The organism is Corynebacterium pilosum DSM 20521 = CIP 103422 (assembly GCF_000373805.1).
Lineage (GTDB): Bacteria > Actinomycetota > Actinomycetes > Mycobacteriales > Mycobacteriaceae > Corynebacterium > Corynebacterium pilosum.
Map to the genome: position 1 here is coordinate 100,219 of NZ_KB892468.1, position 16,527 is coordinate 116,745.

Sequence of the window (16,527 nt, forward strand, 5' to 3'; positions counted from 1 at the left end):
CTTCCTTTTCCTTCCGCTACGGTTATTTACGGAAACTAAAAGTCTATCGCCCCATTGTCTCACTTCGTTACTGAAGACACACCACCCACACCCCGTAGGGCATGGGCGGGTCGTGAGCGCTTACTGCTCCAAGTAGTTCTTCTGGTTCACCCGGCGCGCAATCTTGCCCGCGGACGAACGCGCGATCTCATGCGGCGCGAAGAACTGGATCTCATGCGGCGATACGCCATGGACGTTGGTCACAGCCTCACGGATCGCCTCTTCCGCGGCGGCATCGCCGTCAGCGGAGGCGTTGTCGGCACGCTCAATGAAGAGCACGAGCTTTTCGACGTCGTCCCCTGGCACCGCGAAGGCAGCGACAGAGTCGGGGCGCACGTGCTCCGAAGCCTCGGCGACCGTGGCCTCAATGTCCTGCGGGTAGTGGTTGCGGCCGGCGATAACGACAAGGTCCTTCAGGCGGCCGGTGATGTAGAGGTGGCCCTCATACAGCACGCCCAAGTCGCCGGTGGCCATCCAGCCGGTGTCTGGTGCGCCGTCGACACGTGATCCCTCTGCTAGGCGCTCGCCCAGCGTGTTCTTGAAGGTCGCTTCAGTCTCCTCTTCGCGGTTCAGGTAGCCCACGGCCATGTTGTCGCCGTGTGCCCAGAGCTCGCCGACGACACCGTCAGCGACCTCGGCGTGAGTTTCTGGGTCCACCACGGTGAAGAACAGGTTGCTCACCGGCTGACCGTTCGAGGCGAAAGGCACGCCGTCCTCCACTGGCACGGCCTTGCCTGCAGCCAGTTCGTCGCGGTCGAAGCGTGTGAACAGCGGGCGCTCGTCGGTCTGCGGAGTCGAGAGCATCAGTGATGCCTCAGCCAATCCATATGACGGGCGCAGCACCTTCGTGTCCAGCCCATAGTCCTCAAACGCGGCGATGAAGGCGTTCACGGCCCCTTCCATGACCGGTTCGGAACCGATGATGATGCCATCCACACGCGACAGGTCTAGCTCTTCGCCTTCTGCTGGCTTGCCATAACGCGAGGCCAGCTCGAGGGCGAAGTTCGGGACGACGGTGTAAATGTGTTTGTCCTCGTCGCCCTCTCGCTTGTTCAACTGGTCCACCCAGCGCTTCGGCTGCTGCACGAAGTCGCGCGGGCTCATCAGCTCGAACTCCAGGCCAAGCATGGTGACGAACAAGGTCAGAATGATGCCCATGTCATGGTGAAGCGGCAACCACGCGCTCAGGCGCAGTGGCATCTTCAGGTTCGCACCAGCATAGATCTGCAGGACGTTGGTCAGGATGGAGCGGTTCGTCAACTCCACGCCGGCGGGGTTACGGGTGGAACCAGAGGTGTACTGGAGGAACGCGGTGGAGTCGATCGGCATGACGGTCTGCGTCATCGCTGCCATCTGGCCCTCAGGCGTTGCCGAAGGGTTGAGGTAGGACTGCGCGAGGCTATCCGGGAGCGTATCGACGGCCACCACACGCGGACGTTCCCGCGAAGGAAGCTCAGCGAAGTACTCGCGCACCGTGCCCGCGGAGCGGGTGTTGGTTAGCACGGTCTTCGCGCCTGCATCGCCGAGAACAGCCTTCAGGTGATCGCCGTGGCCTGGTTCTTCTGGATCATAGAGCGGCACCGGAACCTGGCCGGCGTAAAGCGCGCCCAAGAAACCGAAGATGTACTCAGGCGAGTTGCCTGCCAGGATGGCCACGCGGTCGCCCATCTTGCCCACCTGCTGGAGGCGCGCCGCGACCGCCTTGATGCGGGTATTGATCTCCGTGCGGTTGTAATCCACCGGGGTGCCTTCGCGGTTCTCGGAATAGTCCCAGAAGCGCATGCAGTGGCGTTCGCCCCCGCCGAGTTGCAGGTCACCCATGTACATCATCTCGGCCATGCCGGCCAGGGTGAGTTGTGGTGCGAGTGCAATCGAGCCGTCTTCGCTGTAGAACTGTGCGATCAGCTTGGAAAGATCCATGGGTGTCCTTTGTGTCTTCGGGTGCCAGTCAGTTAGTTATCTTGTTTATCTTAGTTTCGGAAACCAAATGTTACATAGACGCTAGCCATTAATCGCCTGGTGCGCCCAATCGACCACCCACTGGTTAGCGGTGGTGCCCGGAATAACATTCGGATTCGTGGCGTACTGGGCGTGCAAGCCATTGGCGTTGATGAGCGCTTCCGCCCTGCCTAAAGCATTTCCCACGTCATAAGGTGCGTCACAAATGGAGTCATTTGGCGCGCAGATTTGGAAAGCGCGGTCCTGCAGTGCGCCGAACCCCCCGACACGGGGTCCGCGCATGCTGGCACCGGGCACGATGGGCTGAATCAGCCGCTCCACGGGCTCCAGCGCGATCTCTGCGCCCACGCCTCCTAGCTCAATGCCGGGGTTCACACCCACACCGTTTTCCCGACGACCATCGGCAATCATGATGGCCCCGAGGACCTTCTCCGCCGGCACTGCCCCGTGCCCCTGGCCGATCTGCGTGGCGAGGTCACCGACAATAACCGCGCCCTGCGAGAAACCAGCAAGGATATATTTCGTGCCGGGGCACGTCTCATTCATGTACCGCAGTTCCCCATCCAGCTTCGACGTTCCCTCGTCACGAGACTCGTCGTAACTCATCTCGTCCTGGGACTGGATGTTCTTGAACTGCGCCGTGTACGGCAGCGTCCACACCTTCACATGATCCGGCGTGTACGCCGCCTGCAGCGGCTGCGTGATCGACAGCATGAAGCTGTGCGGATTCGCCTGCGGGTTCATCGGATCATCGCTTGCCGACGATTCCCACGTCCCCGGCGCAGAAATGAATTCTACGTCGGGGCACCAGTCCGGTTGCTGCGGCTCCGCCTGTTGAGAAGGCGCAGGTTCCCCTGGTTGTTCCGGTGGCAACGGCTGCTGGTCATTCGTCGAAAAGAACTGGTATGTTCCTAGCCCGATGAGAGCCACGACAATGACGACGGCGGCGACGGTCACGGATTTACGCATCGTGCGCATGCTCCTTTAGCAGAGGTTGGCGTGCGCGGCGTCGTCGAGAAGCTTGGTCACTTCCTGATGGTCAAGGTCGGTGCGGCCCTGCTCGATGAGCTGACCGGCCACCGCGTCACGGGTGATTGTTTCTCCCCCGCAAATCGTGCGGGCGGTACCAATCAATTGGGATTCAACGTTCTCGACATTAATGTCCGAACCTGCGATTTCATCAAGAAAATCCTGCTCCTCCGCTACATACTGCGCTTCGGTGGTAGGGATCTCCTCGATCTCGCGGGCACCGAGGTCCTCCGGCTGATCGCCCGCGGGCGGCGCGACCGGAGTCGTCTCCTCAGTAGTCGTGTCCTTGGTCGATGTTTCAGACGGGGATGTCGCCACCGGCGCTGGGCTGGAAGGCTGAGTGACATCCTCGCTGTCGACTGTTGCCCCGCCACACGCCGCGAGGCCGAGGCCTGCGGTCAGTGCGATGGCGCTTAACGCGATTCGACGCACGGGCTACTTCCTCTCTTCGCGGACCGCGCCATTGATCTGGCTGATGGTGCCGTTCTCGAAATCGATAGTCAGGCCGCCGGCCGGGATCTCCTTCATATCAGAGGTTGGGTAGCCCAGCGGGCCCTGCTCCCAGCGGGACTTGCCCCACTGGTCGAAGATGTCACCGTAGTAGATGACGTGCGCGCCAGTCTTCGGGGACCAGTAGATGTTGCCCTTCTCGAACTCTTGGAACGCGCCGCCCCGGATAGCGATCTCGTTGGAGGTTGGGAAGCCCAGGTTCGAACGTGCGGTGTTCATCTCGCCGTACTTGGTAGCGATCGCGCCGTAGACCATGTTGTGGGACTTATCCGGGTTGCGGGTGAGGAAGCCGTGCTGGAATGGCTGGACGTAGCCCTCGCCGATCTTCACGGCTTCGCCGGTGGGGTAACCCAAGTTGCCGCGCTCATAGTTGTTCTTGCCCCATGCGTTAAACATGTCCCCAGGGATTGCCCAGGCGCCGGTCTCATGGGTCCAGTAGATGGAACCGTTTTCGAAGTGGACGTAGCGGCCCCGACCGTCTGGAGTTGCAATTTCGCCAGTCTTCGGGAAGCCAAGCCAGCCGGGTGCTCCTCCCAGTTCGTTGTACTTCGCCAGAATGGCGCCGAACAGTGGCTGCGCGCCGGTCTCTGGGGACCAGAACGCGGTGCCGGAACGGAAGTCCTGCGCCTTGCCGTCAGCGACGTCGTACTCGTTGTTCACACACGAGCCGATGATGCCAGACGCGGTGGCCTGGGCAATGGCGCCGATTGGCTGGCACTGCGCGCCGCGGTCAGACTCTGGGATGGCCAGCGCATTGGCGATGTATGGCCACGCCTCGGTCATCTCAAACTGCCAGTACTCCCAGGAGTGCACACCAGATGGGCGATACTTCACGATCGGCTTGACGCCGCTCTTGGTCGCATAGTCGACAAAGGTTGCGGTGGTCATACGTGAGATGACCTCCAGGCCCACGCCTGCAGGGTTGGCGGCACCCTTCGCCACCGAGCCTGGCTGGCCGAAGTCATCTTTGCCGTTACCTGCAGAAACGTAAACGGTCTTATCCTTGAGCGCTTCGGTGCCCAGCTTTGGATCGTGGTCGATCCAATCCTGAGAGCCGATCGGGCCCCACATCTTGGTGGAATCGTAGCCACCGCCATCCATCTGTGCCGCCTGGATTGCCTGCGGCATGCCAGGGGTGGTGGTGTCCAAGTAACCGGAGAAAGAACCGACGAAATCGAACAGGTGCGGGTTGCGCTCTGCCAGGTTCATCGCGGCGGTGCCACCCATGGACAGGCCGACGACCGCGCGCTTCTCATTGGAGCGGAACTCGTTGTTCAGGATGGGCACGAGTTCCTTGGTCAGGAAGGTTTCCCACATGTAGTGCTTGCCGTTGTCCGGCTGCTGCCAGTCAGAGTAGAAGGAAGACTCGCCACCAACCGGCAGGATCACGTTGACGTTCTTGTCGGCGTAGAACTGCTCGATGTTGGTCTCGATGGTCCAGCCGGATTCGTCGTCACGCGCACGCAGGCCGTCGAGCGCCCATACCTCTGGGAACTTCGCGCCTGGATTCGAGTGCCAGTCACGGGCCAGCAGGATCTGCACCTGGATGAGTTCCTGGGGCATCGCTGCGGACTTGATCCACACTGCGACGCGTCGGTTGGTCAGCCACTCGATGCGGTCGACCTCAACTCCTGCTGGCAGGCCCTCAATCTGGGGCTTGTACTCTGTGTCGATCGGGGTGCGCTGTAGCGGGTCAGACGGACGAAGGCCATCGGACATGCCCGAGGAGCCGATCACAGCGCCCAAGTCAGTTGAACTACTGGAGAGTCCCTGCTGGGCGTGGGCTGGCATTACGGACAAGCCCATTGCAAGGACGGTCGGCAGTGCAACCGCTGTGGCAATGCGAGCCGCACGCGGGGAACGGGAAACGGAAGAACGCATAAGAATTGTCCTCAAAGTGTGTCGAAGGTGCAACAACTCGCCACCGGCATCCACGTACCAACGCTTCCCGGGGGTTCCCCTCCCCCGGGCGTGCGTTTGTCGGATGGTTCCGTGGTGCCTGTGGCTGTGTTGTTTTATCTAGTTAAGTTGTCGGTAAAGCGATCGTGATTGTTACACGAGCGCAATCGACCTCAAGTTTAAGTTCAACTTGAGACTTTCTTCAAGCGACACACCTTAAAGGTGTTAAAAAGGGCTTTTTACCACGCGTTCATGACATTCAGCACACGCGGCTTGGTGCGCTCGAGCTGGTAATCCCACTGGTTCCAGTTATGCATACCGGTAGCCGGGTAGTCCTGGGCGACGTTAAGGCCTTGAGCCTGAGCCTTCACAACCCACAGGCGGGTGGAGAGGTTCGAGATCAGCTCCAGGGCAGCGCCGGAGGCGATGTGCTCGGGACGGACATTCGCGTCCGCTGGGCTTGGTAGACCGGAAGCGGCGGAGACGTAGACGTCAGTCTTGTACAAGCCATCCATGTTGTGGAACGGATCGTTCTCAAAACGGCGCGGGGAGATCAGCGAACCGTACATAGCGTTGATGTTGAAGCCGCCCGCGTCCAGCAGTGCGAGGCGCACCATCGTCTGAGCGCCAGGCAGCGTGGTGGTCAGGTAGCCGGAGTAGGACAGGACCTGACGGAACTGGTGCGGGTGCTTCCCGGCCAGGTTCATCGCGGCGGTACCACCCATCGACAGCCCCGCAATGGAATTGTTGGTAGGAGAAACACCGAAGTGCTGCTGCAGGTAGGCCGGCAGCTCCTGAGTCAGGAAGGTCTCCCACTGGTAGCGCACCGGGTTGTTGTAGTCATAGGTAGCTGGCGCGTTCCAGTCAGCATAGAAGGACGCGGTACCGCCGACCGGCATCACCAGGGTGATGTTGGAATCCTTGTAGGTCTGCGCTGCGTTGACGTCGTTGACCCACGCGCTGGTGTGGTTGGCTGCGCGCAGGCCATCGAGCATATAGAAGCCTGCGTTGCCGCCGCGGATGGCGGGCTGGATCTGGACCGTGATGTTGTAGCCGCTGGCAGGCGACCACACATCACAGCGCTGCACCCAGAAGCCAACGGGGTCCCACTCACAGTGGCCGGTAGCATCAGGGCGCAGCCAATCGCGTGGCGCTGCTTGGGCGGTGCCGGTTCCAACAACCAACAGGGCTGCTGCAGTAGCAATCGCCGTGATCAGAGCGACGATGCGACGACGAACCATAGATAGTGTGGACATTGCTCTCCTCGTACGTACGGAAGCCTTAAAAGTAAAGCGTTATCTGCACGTTACCAAGTCGTGTCTTAGCGGTCCAACCAAGAAATCTGCGGCCCCTCCAAGCCGGGGTCCTCACCATTCTCAATTTTCTCAAGAGTTTCAGCGTCCAGGTATTTTTCCGGGTCGTCGTCAAGCTCTAGTGTCCTGCCGCCGGTCACGGAATATTTCACATTCTTCCAGAACCGCTCCCAGCTCATCGGCTCGCGCGAAGATGCCAGCAACTCCGCGATCTCCGGGGTACGCAGAGCCGCACGCGCCTGGCGGGCCTCTTCTTCGTCGATCCAGTCCGGCAGCTTATCCAGGTCGGTCGCTGTATCCGCCACCTGCCACTCGACGGGCAGGTGCTTGTCGTGGCCAATCCGCCCGTTCGGGTCGCGGGGCATGCGGGCTGCCAGCGGTGTCGCGAGGCCCACGGTATCCAGTACACGTACATCAAGATCAGAGTTCATGCTGGTCATGCCCAGATTAATCATGTACAGCGTGGTCGGGTGCGCTTGCAGATCTGTCTCCGCATCCGTGCGGGGCAGCGTCATCCACGAATGTACGCGCGGCTTGCTCTGTACGATGATGTGAATCAGTTGCCCCGCGTTCTCCTTTTCGGCCTGCTTCTGCTTCTTCTCCCAGTCGGCGCTCATCCAAGAGACGGCTAGGTAGTCTTCGGCATAGCGTGGGCCCTTGCCGGGCTCAGTCTTCGTCATTGTGGTCCAAAATTCACGCTCATCGACGATGCCCATCCTGCCGGTATCGTCGATAGGCTGGTGCCCGCGTACGACGACCGCGGTCGCCCACACCACCACGGCTAGGCCAAGGGCGCCAGTGATCCGGTTTAGTGGCACCACCATCGCTGGCAGCAGCAAGGCGAAGAGAGGCAGGAGCCACATGCGCCCGTGCATGAAGTCGCCGCCCACTTTCAGCACATACATAATGTGCACGATTGCGACACCTGCCACCAGTACCAGTACGATGCGTTGCCGGTCGTACACCCTTCTGCCCAACCACACCAACAGCACAATCACTGCGATGAGTGGCAGATACAGCGCATAGGGCACGAGCAAATCCCACGCGTAGCGGAACCCGGCGGACCAGTTCGAATCGCTCGCCGATTTAGCCACCGCAGTATGCGGGGTAATCAGACCGTAGTAGCCCATGCGGAAGAGCTGATACGCCGCCGGCACCGGTAGCGCCGCAGCCAGGATCCCGGCCCGCTGTTTCCACGTCTCCGCCGCGAACAGCAGCACAATGCCCGTCACGCCGCCATAAAGCGCCAGCTCAGGGCGCACAAGCCAGCTCAGCCCACACCAGAACGCCAGCCAGTAGCCCACCGGCAGCTTATATCGATGAGTTCCAGGCGTTGACCAATGCACCAGAAGGGCCCACCACGTGGCAATCCATGCCAGCGACAACCCCCACTCCAAACCGGAAGTAGCAAAATCACGTGCGGGTGGCAGCGCGAAGTAGATCAGTACACCCAGCGGGGCAACGATCCCACCCCAAAACCTAGATGTGGCCGCCACGGCGACCACGGCTGCGATGGTCGTTAAGCCAAGTGCCAACCACATGGCAATGTCTTCCAGCTTGGCGGGCGTGACCGACGCGACGGCCGTGATGAGGTACTGCCACAAGGTGGAGGTGTTCGCCTCGACGCGTTCCCCGACGTTAAATACGGGACCATTGCCCTCGAGGAGGTTACGGACGGTGCGCAAAACGATGAGGCCGTCGTCGGCGATCCAGCGCCGCGTCCACCCACCATAAAACGCAAAAACGCCCGCAACGATTGCGGATACAATCATAGAAATGCGGGCGTTTTTGGTCATGCGGAAGATACTACATTAGAGAATATTAGGAATCACATATACCGCGATGACGATGCAGGCGAGCCATGCGATCGCAAGAATCTGCAGCACGCGGTCCTGTAGCGCGATCTCATCCGGTGCGCCGCCGTGGCCGCGGTCGACGTCAGCGGCATAGCGCAAGATCGCGATCACGAACGGAACCAGGGAGATCTGGTACCAGATAGAACCGGCCCCCTCGGTCGCGTTGGACAGTTCGAATGCCCACAGCGAGTAGCTCATCACCACAGCCGTCGCGGCCAGGGTCCATACAAACCGCAGGTAGGTCGGGGTGTACCCTTCCAGCGCCTTGCGGATCTTCGCACCAGTACGCTCCGAAAGCAAGAGTTCCGCGTAGCGCTTACCGGAGGCCATGAACAGCGAACCGAAGGCCGCGACCAGCAGGAACCACTGCGATAGCTCGATGCCAGCAGCCACACCACCGGCCATCGCGCGCAGCATGAAGCCAGACGACACAAGGGCGATATCGATCACCGGGATGTGCTTCCAGCCGAAGCAGTACCCCAGCTGCAGAGCGATGTACACGCCGACGACCACGGCCAGCGCGACCCCCGACGTTGCCAGCAGGGACACCCCGAGCGCTGCCAGGATGAGCACCACCGCCATCACATAGGCCAGGTTGATCGGCAGCATGCCCGAGGCGATCGGGCGGAAGCGCTTCGTCGGGTGCTCGCGGTCACTGTCGACGTCGCGGGCATCATTGATCAAGTAGATCGACGACGCGGCCAGGCAGAATGCGATGAAGGCGATAGCCACGTCCCCAATGGTGCGCGCGGTGAATGCCTCCAGGCCGGCCGCCAGGGGTGCCGCGACGACGAGGACGTTTTTCACCCACTGCTTCGGGCGCAGGGCCTTGATCATGGCGTCGGGCAGGTTCTTCGGTGCCTTGCGTGCGACGTTGACATCCACGCCCGTGGTGTGTGGTTCGGGCTTCAGAAAAGGTTCGGGCTGTTCAGGCTGGTATTCGCTCACGCAGTCTTCCTCTCTATCTCCATCGCGGCCTTCGCGCACGCGGCGCCAAGCGCAGCGCCGGCGATAGTATCCGTCGGATAGTGCACGCCTAAGACCATACGGGAGATCATGATGATGGGAATTCCAAGATAAGGCATTTTAGATCCAGTGATGTCCGCCAGCCCCACCATCGCTGCCGTCGTGGATGTCGAGTGCGACGAAGGGAACGACAACTTCGAGGGCGTAGACACACCGATCTTGATCCGCGGGTCATGCGGACGCGTGCGGCGCACGATCCGCTTCAGCACCACCGACGCCGCGTGCGAGGTAAAAGCACCCGCGCCCAGGGCAATCCATTGACGCTTTCGACGCTTATCGACGATGGCCCCTGCCGCGCTTAGGCCCATCCACCCCAGGCTGTGCTCGCCGAAGAATGACAGAGCGCGTGCCGACGGCTTCACACCGGGGACGTCGTAGAGCACGTTCTGAATGGCTACGAGTACGTCAGCTTCACGCTTGCTCATCGAAAATCTTCTTCCAGTTCTCGCGGGCGACCAGTTCCGGCTTCGCGGTACGGTACTGCTGCTTCAGGTCATCCCAGTTGTTCTTGATTTCGGACAAAAGTTCGCGGGTCTGGCGCAGCAGATCATTCGCCAGCTCCTTATCGCGCTTGCGGAATGCGACACCGGTGCCGCCAGCGGTGGACACGGTGGCCGAGTCCACACGCGAGAGGGTGAACCAGCGCGCTTCCTCTGCGGTGAGGTTGAGCTGCGGGGCCTCCCAGTTGTCGCGGTTTTCCTCCGTGGTCAGGTGCTTCACGGTCTTGAGCAGCCACGGAATCTTCTTGATTTTAGCGAGGCGGCCGCCAATATTTCTCGTCGGCACGCCCGGCGCGCCCGTCGGTGCTGGAAGTTCGGCGGCGGACTCGATGATCTTGGCGTCGTCGTACTGCTGGCGCACCTTCTGGATGCGTGGCAGGGAGGACTCGAGGATGTCGAAAAGCTGGTCCGGTCCGGCCAATACGTCCTTCATCGCTTCGATCTGGATGGCCATCGTGGAGTACTCCATGCACATCAGGTGTTTCATGGAGGACTTCAGGATGGAGCGCTCGATGCCCGTGAAGTCGCCTTCGTGGTACATCGCTGCCACGATCAGGCGGTTGCGCAGGTGGAAGTAGGCTTGCCAATCGATGGCATCGTCCTTATCGGCCCAGGCCATGTGCCAGATTGCCACGCCGGGCCAGGTGACCGTCGGAAAGCCTGCGGCCTTGGCGCGCAGGGCGTACTCGGTGTCGTCCCACTTGATGAACAGGGGAAGTGGCAGGCCGAGGTGTTCGGCGACGACGCGTGGGAAAAGGTTCATCCACCAGCCATTATAATCCACGTCCACGCGGCGGTGGAGGGCGCGGGAGTCCTTGAACTTCGGATCGCGCTGCTGCTCTTCCGTGCCGATGTACCCCAGCGGGTACTTCGCGAAGTCGTGGTCGTAGACCGCGTGCGGGGCGGCTCCCCACATGAAGTCGTGGCCGTTGACGGCTTCGCCCGTGGTGCGCAGCTGGGAGCGGTCCTGCAGGTTGAGCATTTGCCCGCCGACGAGGATCGGGCTCTTCGCGTAGCGCGCAGCCTGAACAGCGCGCAGAATGGAGTCGGGCTCGATGGCGATGTCGTCATCCATGTACAGGATGTAGGGCGAGTCCGTCGCCGTTGCCTCATACATGATGCGCGAGTACCCGCCGGATCCGCCGAGGTTGCCCTGCGAGTGGATGGTCAAGCGGTCGCCCAGAGCAGCCTTGGCCTCTTCGAAGTCGGGCTCATCGGCTGGGTGCTGGTTGCCTTGGTCCGGCATGATCACGTGCGTGATGGCTGCCAGCACTTCTTCGTCCTCGGCGAGGGCGTGCAGCGCGTTGACAGCATCGCGCGGGCGGTTGAAGGTGGGGATGCCCACGGCGACTTCCTTGGCGAAGGGGCCGACCGTGCTGCCATCGGGCATGGTCTGCGCCTGGGGCTCCACGCCCGCGCACCACGCAGCATTATCGACGATTACGTCGTCTTCTTCTGCGGTGACGTCGAACCAGAGCCAGCCGCCGTCTTCGAAGTTTTTCAACGCCAGCGGGATTTCGATGCGCTTGTCATCGTCGTCGGTGCCGGCGCTGACGTTGGTGACCGCGATGCGGGTGCCGTCTTCTTTGGAGCGGTAGACCGAGATCGTGGCTGCGCCGGTGACATCCATGGCCAGGATGACCTCGTCCAGCTGGGACCAGCGGCGCCAGTAGGAAGCCGGGAAGGCGTTGAAGTATGCCTGGAAAGATACCTCGGCGCCGGCGGGGATCTTCACCTGGTGGCGGTTGGACCAGCTCAGGCGTTCCTTGTTTTGCTCGGCTTCGACAAGGTAGAGCATGCGCACGTCGTGCGGCTCGCCCTTGCGGGGCAGCAGCACACGCTGGAGAACATCCACAGCTTTCACGATTCTCACTTTCGGTGTCGGGGCACTCTTTATCCCTCAAGAGTAGTGCTTCGGCCACCCCGGACGGCATGTTGGCGCGCGTAAGCCCATGAGTTTCGTCGGAAAGCGCCCTGAAATGCAGACAACCCCGGCAGAAAGCCAGGGTTGCGTGCAGTTCGAGTGTTATGCCGGCAACGCTGCGCTGTCGGTCGTGATGTTCTTTTCACGCAGGATTGCGGCGAGCTGATCGGACAAGGTGTCGATCATGTCGCGCACCTGGTCGACGGTCATGCCGTCAGTCTCGGGAACAGCGATGGTGTCTGCCAGGCGGCCAGCGCGGTCGTGCGCCTCATCGGTACCGAGGTAGATCACCAGGTCCGGGGTGCGCACGGTGCGGTGCTCGCGCTCGTCGACCGGGCGGTTCAGGCCGCGCTCATCCATGACCCACTCGACCTTTTCATCGAGGGAGTTCTCTGGGTGGGCGGGTGCGACGGTTGCCGTGACGCGACGACCGGTCATCTCGCGTGCGATTGCTGCCGCCGCCTGTGCGACGGTGCGGTTCGAACGGTTGGCGAACTCAATGTGCAGGGCCGGGGCCGCATAGAGAGTCAGCTCGTCGTACGCGTCACGAGCTGCGAGCACTGGGACGAAGTCCTGCACAATTGCGCGTTCTGCGTGCTCTTCCAAGGCCGCGTCCAGCACCTGGTCGATGACTTCGGTGTCGATCGAGTAGGCGAAGCGGGCGTAGAGGTCTTTACGGATATTGTTAATAACGGTCATGGCATCCTCCTTTCATTGAGTGTTTGTTGCCATGTGTTGTTTTCTGGTGTGTGGGGGCTTCCGCTAGTTGCGGTGCAGGCTTGCTGCCATCATTGCCCAGTTGTTGAGGCGCTCTGCCTCGCGTTGTTGCTCCTGCTGGATTTCTGTGGCGGTGAGGCCATTGTCCGCATGCTTGGTGGCGGTGCTTCCAGCGAGGAGCTCGACGAACGATTTGATGCTCATAGTTCAATTCCTTTCGTGTTTACCGGCCGTTCATTTGTTAACCTGCCGTTAACTTTAACGAGTTAGTTGGTCCATGTCAAGTATTGACCTGCAGAAACACTGTAAAAAGAGCGAAAAATGGCCCTCACCTGTAGAGATGGGGGCCACTTTAATGTGATCTTTGGGTTAACCTTGCGTTAACTTTCGGGTTAACTTTGGGTTCACCGAGGCGCTCGTCGTTAAGCTTCAAGCTCCGCCAGAAGCCTGCGCACCTCACCCTCGACCTGGTCCGCGACAACGCGCGCTTCGTCGATCGTGCGCGGATGGGTCACGGACCAGCGCTCGTAGCGCTTCCCAGGAAGACCTGGTACGTCGTCGATGCCCAGCAGCACGATGACGTCCGCGCGGTGGGCGGTTCGCGCGATATCGTCGCGGACATAGAGCATGTCGGACGGGATCCCACGCTCCTCCAGTACCTGCACGACCAGCGGATCGACAGGCTCCTGCCCACCGATCCCGACGGTGCGCGCATAGACGTCATCGCCCGCCAGGTGACGCAGGTACGCGTAGGCCAGCTGCGCGCGAGCCGAGTTGTTCCGCGAGGCAAAAAGGACCTCGGGGCGCTTCGTCCCCATCTTCAGCAGGCGGGAACGGGCCTCACGCTCAACCAGCAGCGGCACGAAATCCTCGACCGCGGCGGGAGCACTGTGCTCGTCGATCACCTCATCGATCACGCGATCAATCTCACGCGCGCTCACCGAGGCGCCGAAGCGTCGATGCAGATCTTCGCGAATAATGCGGAAGCGGTCGGCGACAGTGGCAGTCATGTTCATTGCCTTTCGTTAGCGGGAAAGTTTAAGTTTCCCAGTTGTTAACCTGCCGTTAACTTTACCTTTGCGGTAGCTAGTACGCAAGCAGTGCTTAACGACGACAGTCTCGCCATCTGTGATGTTACTCACCTCCTATTTCGCACGTACGTACGATGGGCTAGAATGAAGTCTATACATATCGGGGACTGCATCAGGGGGTGTAGCAATCAATGCAAACGACAACAATTCCACCAACCGCCTTCTATTCAACCTGCGCTGACACACCAGCCGCCAAGCAAGCTGCCGCCTTGCGTGAGCTTGAACTGGACTTCTGGCGGGACGTATATACCAAGGCCCTGCCAGAAATACAGGTCTGCGACTGGTCCGTCTACGCAGCAAAGTTAACGGCCCACCTTGGCTACACCGAGCAGATGATCACCAACAACATGCACGGTATCGAAACGCTCGGACATCTACCGCTGCTCAACGCCCTCATCGAGAAGCTCGGTCACGTCAGCATCCACATGCTGCGCGCGATCAGCCAAACGCTTTCGTGCAACACCTTCTGGGACGACGAGGAAAAGCAATCAGCCGTGGACTCTTTCCTCACGAACTACCTCACACCCACCAAACCCAACCAAGCCATGCCCGGCACCCGGCAGGTAGTCAACCGGCTCAAAGACTTCCTCCGCCAACTCAATGAGGACCTCGACGACACCGAAGGCCCTGAAGAGCCCGCCGACGAGGACCCACATAACCCGCGCTTCACTATCGACGAGCACGACGACGGCAACCGCACCGTCTCCACCACCTGGGATGCCTTCACCACCTGCAAGATTGATGCCGTGATCCGCGCCCACGCCAAGGAACATAGTTTGTCCCTGGCCGACGCCCACACGGACATCCTCCTCAACGGCACCGACGTATCCGTCACCCTCAACGTGTACACCGCAGGCGATATCGAGGACGCCCCCGCCTGGACATCCACCCACGGCTTCTTCGGGCCCCGCGACAGCCGCACCGCCAAGGAAGAGGCCACCACCACCCGCGACATCGACCCGGCAGCAACCGAAACCACGGAATCCTACACAGCCACCAACCGCATCAAGGCCTACCTCGAAGGCAGGGATGGCACCTGCCGCTGGCCCGGATGCAACAGGCCCGCGGCGCACACCGACAAAGACCACTGCCTCAATTACGACGATGGCGGCCCGACCACCGCAGCAAACATGATCTGTCTTTGCCGCTACCACCACAACAGGAAAACGGATGGAGAGATCCGCTATATCCTCGACCCATTCACCGGCGACGTCTACTGGCTCTTTAACGACGGAACCTACCTCGTCGACGAGGCCGAGGGCCCCCTCTCCCCGAAAGCGAAGAAATGGGCACGAACCTTTGCCCAAAGAGCACAAAGGCGACGCAGCAAACCGGGTCCCAGGAAGAAGGCACAAGCTACCTCCTGGCCGGAGATGCCACCGTTCTAGTGGCCGCGCTCCTGGTTAATCGGTTCGCCATCCTCAAAGTATGGACGCAGATGATTATCAAACAAGCTCAACGCCGCACCGATAGCCATGTGCATATCCAAGTACTGGTACGTGCCCAAACGGCCACCGAACAACACCTTGTTCTCAGCCGACTCGGCCGCAGCCAATCGTCGATAAGCAAGCAACTTCTCCCGGTCCTCCGGGGTATTGATCGGGTAGTACACCTCATCATCGCCCTCGGCGAAGCGGGAGTACTCCTTCACAATCACCGTCTTATCGTTCGGGTAATCGCGCTCCGGGTGGAAATGGCGGAACTCGTGAATGCGGGTGTACGGCACATCAGCGTCGTTGTAGTTCATCACCGGGGTGCCCTGGAAATCGCCGGTATCCTCCAGGACCTCCATCTCAAAGTCCAGCGTGCGCCACCCCAGGTGCCCCTCGGCATAATCAAAGTAGCGGTCCAAGGGCCCCGTGTACACGACCGGCGCGTCAGGCGAAGCCGCACGAACCTCATCGCGCACCTCGAACCAGTCCGTATCCAGCTTCACATCGATCAAATCGCTGGCCACCATGTTCTCCAGCCACGCCGTGTACCCATCCACCGGCAGGCCCTCATACTTGTCGTTGAAGTACCGGTTATTGAAGGTGTACCGCACCGGCAAACGCGAAATGATGGACGCCGGCAGCTCCGTCGGATCGGTCTGCCACTGCTTCGCCGTGTAGTGCTTCACAAACGCCTCATACAGCGGCTTACCGATCAAGGCAATACCGCGCTCCTCCAGGTTCTTCGCATCGGCCGGGTCCATCCCCTCGGTCTGATCCTTGATCAGCTGACGGGCCTCATCCGGCGAATAGTACTTACCAAAGAACTGGTTGATCAGGCCCAAGCCCATCGGGAACTGGTAGGCGGAACCATCATGCATGGCGAATACGCGGTGCTGGTAATCGGTGAAATCGGTAAACCGGTTCACGTACTCCCACACGCGATCATTCGAGGTGTGGAAGAGGTGCGCGCCATACTTATGCACCTCGATGCCCGTCGTCGGCTCTGCCTCAGAGTATGCGTTTCCGCCCAGGTGCGATCGCTTTTCGACGACCAACACGCGCTTCCCCAGCTCGCTAGCAGCCTGCTCCGCGACGGTGAGCCCAAAGAAACCAGATCCAACAACAATGAGGTCATAAGTCATGCCTTAAGGCTAGCGAATCAAAGCCTTTTTCACCGGCCAACACGGCCGCGAGGGTGCCAACAAAGCACTATCTTTGCCCCAGGACTATC

At 60.7% G+C, this 16,527-nt stretch carries 14 protein-coding genes; 1 reads left to right on the plus strand and 13 read right to left on the minus strand.

Annotation, left to right across the window (positions count from 1 at the left end):
- Positions 1-120 precede the first annotated feature (120 nt).
- The 12 genes from B097_RS0109700 to B097_RS0109755 all read right to left on the minus strand — a co-directional run bounded on the left by B097_RS0109700 (position 121) and on the right by B097_RS0109755 (position 13,782).
- Complete coding sequence (locus B097_RS0109700) at positions 121-1,959, minus strand: FadD32-like long-chain-fatty-acid--AMP ligase (protein WP_018582330.1); 1,839 nt, start codon at positions 1,957-1,959, stop codon at positions 121-123.
- Positions 1,960-2,040: 81 nt separating this feature from the next.
- On the minus strand, positions 2,041-2,967 hold the full coding sequence (locus B097_RS0109705) for a cutinase family protein (RefSeq protein WP_026254447.1): 927 nt from the start codon (positions 2,965-2,967) through the stop codon (positions 2,041-2,043).
- Between the two features lie 15 nt (positions 2,968-2,982).
- Positions 2,983-3,459: a hypothetical protein gene (locus B097_RS0109710; RefSeq protein ID WP_018582332.1), complete on the minus strand. Its 477-nt coding sequence runs from the start codon at positions 3,457-3,459 to the stop codon at positions 2,983-2,985.
- Positions 3,460-3,462: 3 nt separating this feature from the next.
- Positions 3,463-5,418 (minus strand): alpha/beta hydrolase-fold protein, encoded by a 1,956-nt coding sequence (locus B097_RS0109715; protein WP_018582333.1) that lies wholly within the window; start codon positions 5,416-5,418, stop codon positions 3,463-3,465.
- Positions 5,419-5,675: 257 nt separating this feature from the next.
- Positions 5,676-6,692, minus strand: coding sequence for an alpha/beta hydrolase (locus tag B097_RS0109720; RefSeq protein WP_026254448.1), 1,017 nt, complete (start codon positions 6,690-6,692; stop codon positions 5,676-5,678).
- A gap of 65 nt (positions 6,693-6,757) precedes the next feature.
- Entirely contained in the window at positions 6,758-8,545 is a 1,788-nt protein-coding gene (locus B097_RS0109725) for an arabinofuranosyltransferase AftB family protein (protein ID WP_018582335.1), read from the minus strand.
- 15 nt (positions 8,546-8,560) lie between these two features.
- Positions 8,561-9,553, minus strand: a complete 993-nt coding sequence (locus B097_RS0109730; RefSeq protein ID WP_018582336.1) for a decaprenyl-phosphate phosphoribosyltransferase — start codon at positions 9,551-9,553, stop codon at positions 8,561-8,563.
- Entirely contained in the window at positions 9,550-10,056 is a 507-nt protein-coding gene (locus B097_RS0109735; RefSeq protein WP_018582337.1) for a phosphatase PAP2 family protein, read from the minus strand. Before B097_RS0109735 ends, B097_RS0109730 begins: the two co-directional genes overlap by 4 nt.
- On the minus strand, positions 10,043-11,995 hold the full coding sequence (locus B097_RS0109740; protein ID WP_018582338.1) for a glycosyltransferase: 1,953 nt from the start codon (positions 11,993-11,995) through the stop codon (positions 10,043-10,045). The genes B097_RS0109735 and B097_RS0109740 overlap by 14 nt, the downstream gene beginning before the upstream one ends.
- Positions 11,996-12,157: 162 nt before the next feature.
- On the minus strand, positions 12,158-12,754 hold the full coding sequence (locus B097_RS0109745; RefSeq protein WP_018582339.1) for a three-helix bundle dimerization domain-containing protein: 597 nt from the start codon (positions 12,752-12,754) through the stop codon (positions 12,158-12,160).
- A gap of 63 nt (positions 12,755-12,817) precedes the next feature.
- Positions 12,818-12,976: a hypothetical protein gene (locus B097_RS13585; RefSeq protein WP_018582340.1), complete on the minus strand. Its 159-nt coding sequence runs from the start codon at positions 12,974-12,976 to the stop codon at positions 12,818-12,820.
- 218 nt (positions 12,977-13,194) lie between these two features.
- The gene (locus tag B097_RS0109755; RefSeq protein WP_018582341.1) at positions 13,195-13,782 is read right to left on the minus strand and encodes a three-helix bundle dimerization domain-containing protein; all 588 of its coding nucleotides are present in this window, start codon (positions 13,780-13,782) and stop codon (positions 13,195-13,197) included.
- A 290-nt stretch (positions 13,783-14,072) separates the two neighbouring features.
- Between B097_RS0109755 and B097_RS12840 the strand changes: the two genes are divergently transcribed.
- On the plus strand, positions 14,073-15,251 hold the full coding sequence (locus tag B097_RS12840) for an HNH endonuclease signature motif containing protein (RefSeq protein ID WP_147287088.1): 1,179 nt from the start codon (positions 14,073-14,075) through the stop codon (positions 15,249-15,251).
- Here the strand turns inward: B097_RS12840 and glf are convergent.
- On the minus strand, positions 15,248-16,438 hold the full coding sequence (gene glf / locus B097_RS0109765; protein ID WP_018582343.1) for a UDP-galactopyranose mutase: 1,191 nt from the start codon (positions 16,436-16,438) through the stop codon (positions 15,248-15,250). The two genes, B097_RS12840 and glf, sit on opposite strands and share 4 nt — an antisense overlap.
- Positions 16,439-16,527: the final 89 nt, after the last annotated feature.

Coding starts and splice junctions, on each gene's coding strand:
- B097_RS0109705 (WP_026254447.1), bottom strand. CDS start 2,967: ATGCGTAAATCCGTGACCGTCGCCGCCGTCGTCATTGTCGTGGCTCTC.
- B097_RS0109745 (WP_018582339.1), bottom strand. CDS start 12,754: ATGACCGTTATTAACAATATCCGTAAAGACCTCTACGCCCGCTTCGCC.
- B097_RS0109715 (WP_018582333.1), bottom strand. CDS start 5,418: ATGCGTTCTTCCGTTTCCCGTTCCCCGCGTGCGGCTCGCATTGCCACA.
- B097_RS0109700 (WP_018582330.1), bottom strand. CDS start 1,959: ATGGATCTTTCCAAGCTGATCGCACAGTTCTACAGCGAAGACGGCTCG.
- B097_RS0109720 (WP_026254448.1), bottom strand. CDS start 6,692: ATGTCCACACTATCTATGGTTCGTCGTCGCATCGTCGCTCTGATCACG.
- B097_RS0109735 (WP_018582337.1), bottom strand. CDS start 10,056: ATGAGCAAGCGTGAAGCTGACGTACTCGTAGCCATTCAGAACGTGCTC.
- B097_RS13585 (WP_018582340.1), bottom strand. CDS start 12,976: ATGAGCATCAAATCGTTCGTCGAGCTCCTCGCTGGAAGCACCGCCACC.
- B097_RS0109755 (WP_018582341.1), bottom strand. CDS start 13,782: ATGACTGCCACTGTCGCCGACCGCTTCCGCATTATTCGCGAAGATCTG.
- glf (WP_018582343.1), bottom strand. CDS start 16,438: ATGACTTATGACCTCATTGTTGTTGGATCTGGTTTCTTTGGGCTCACC.
- B097_RS0109725 (WP_018582335.1), bottom strand. CDS start 8,545: ATGACCAAAAACGCCCGCATTTCTATGATTGTATCCGCAATCGTTGCG.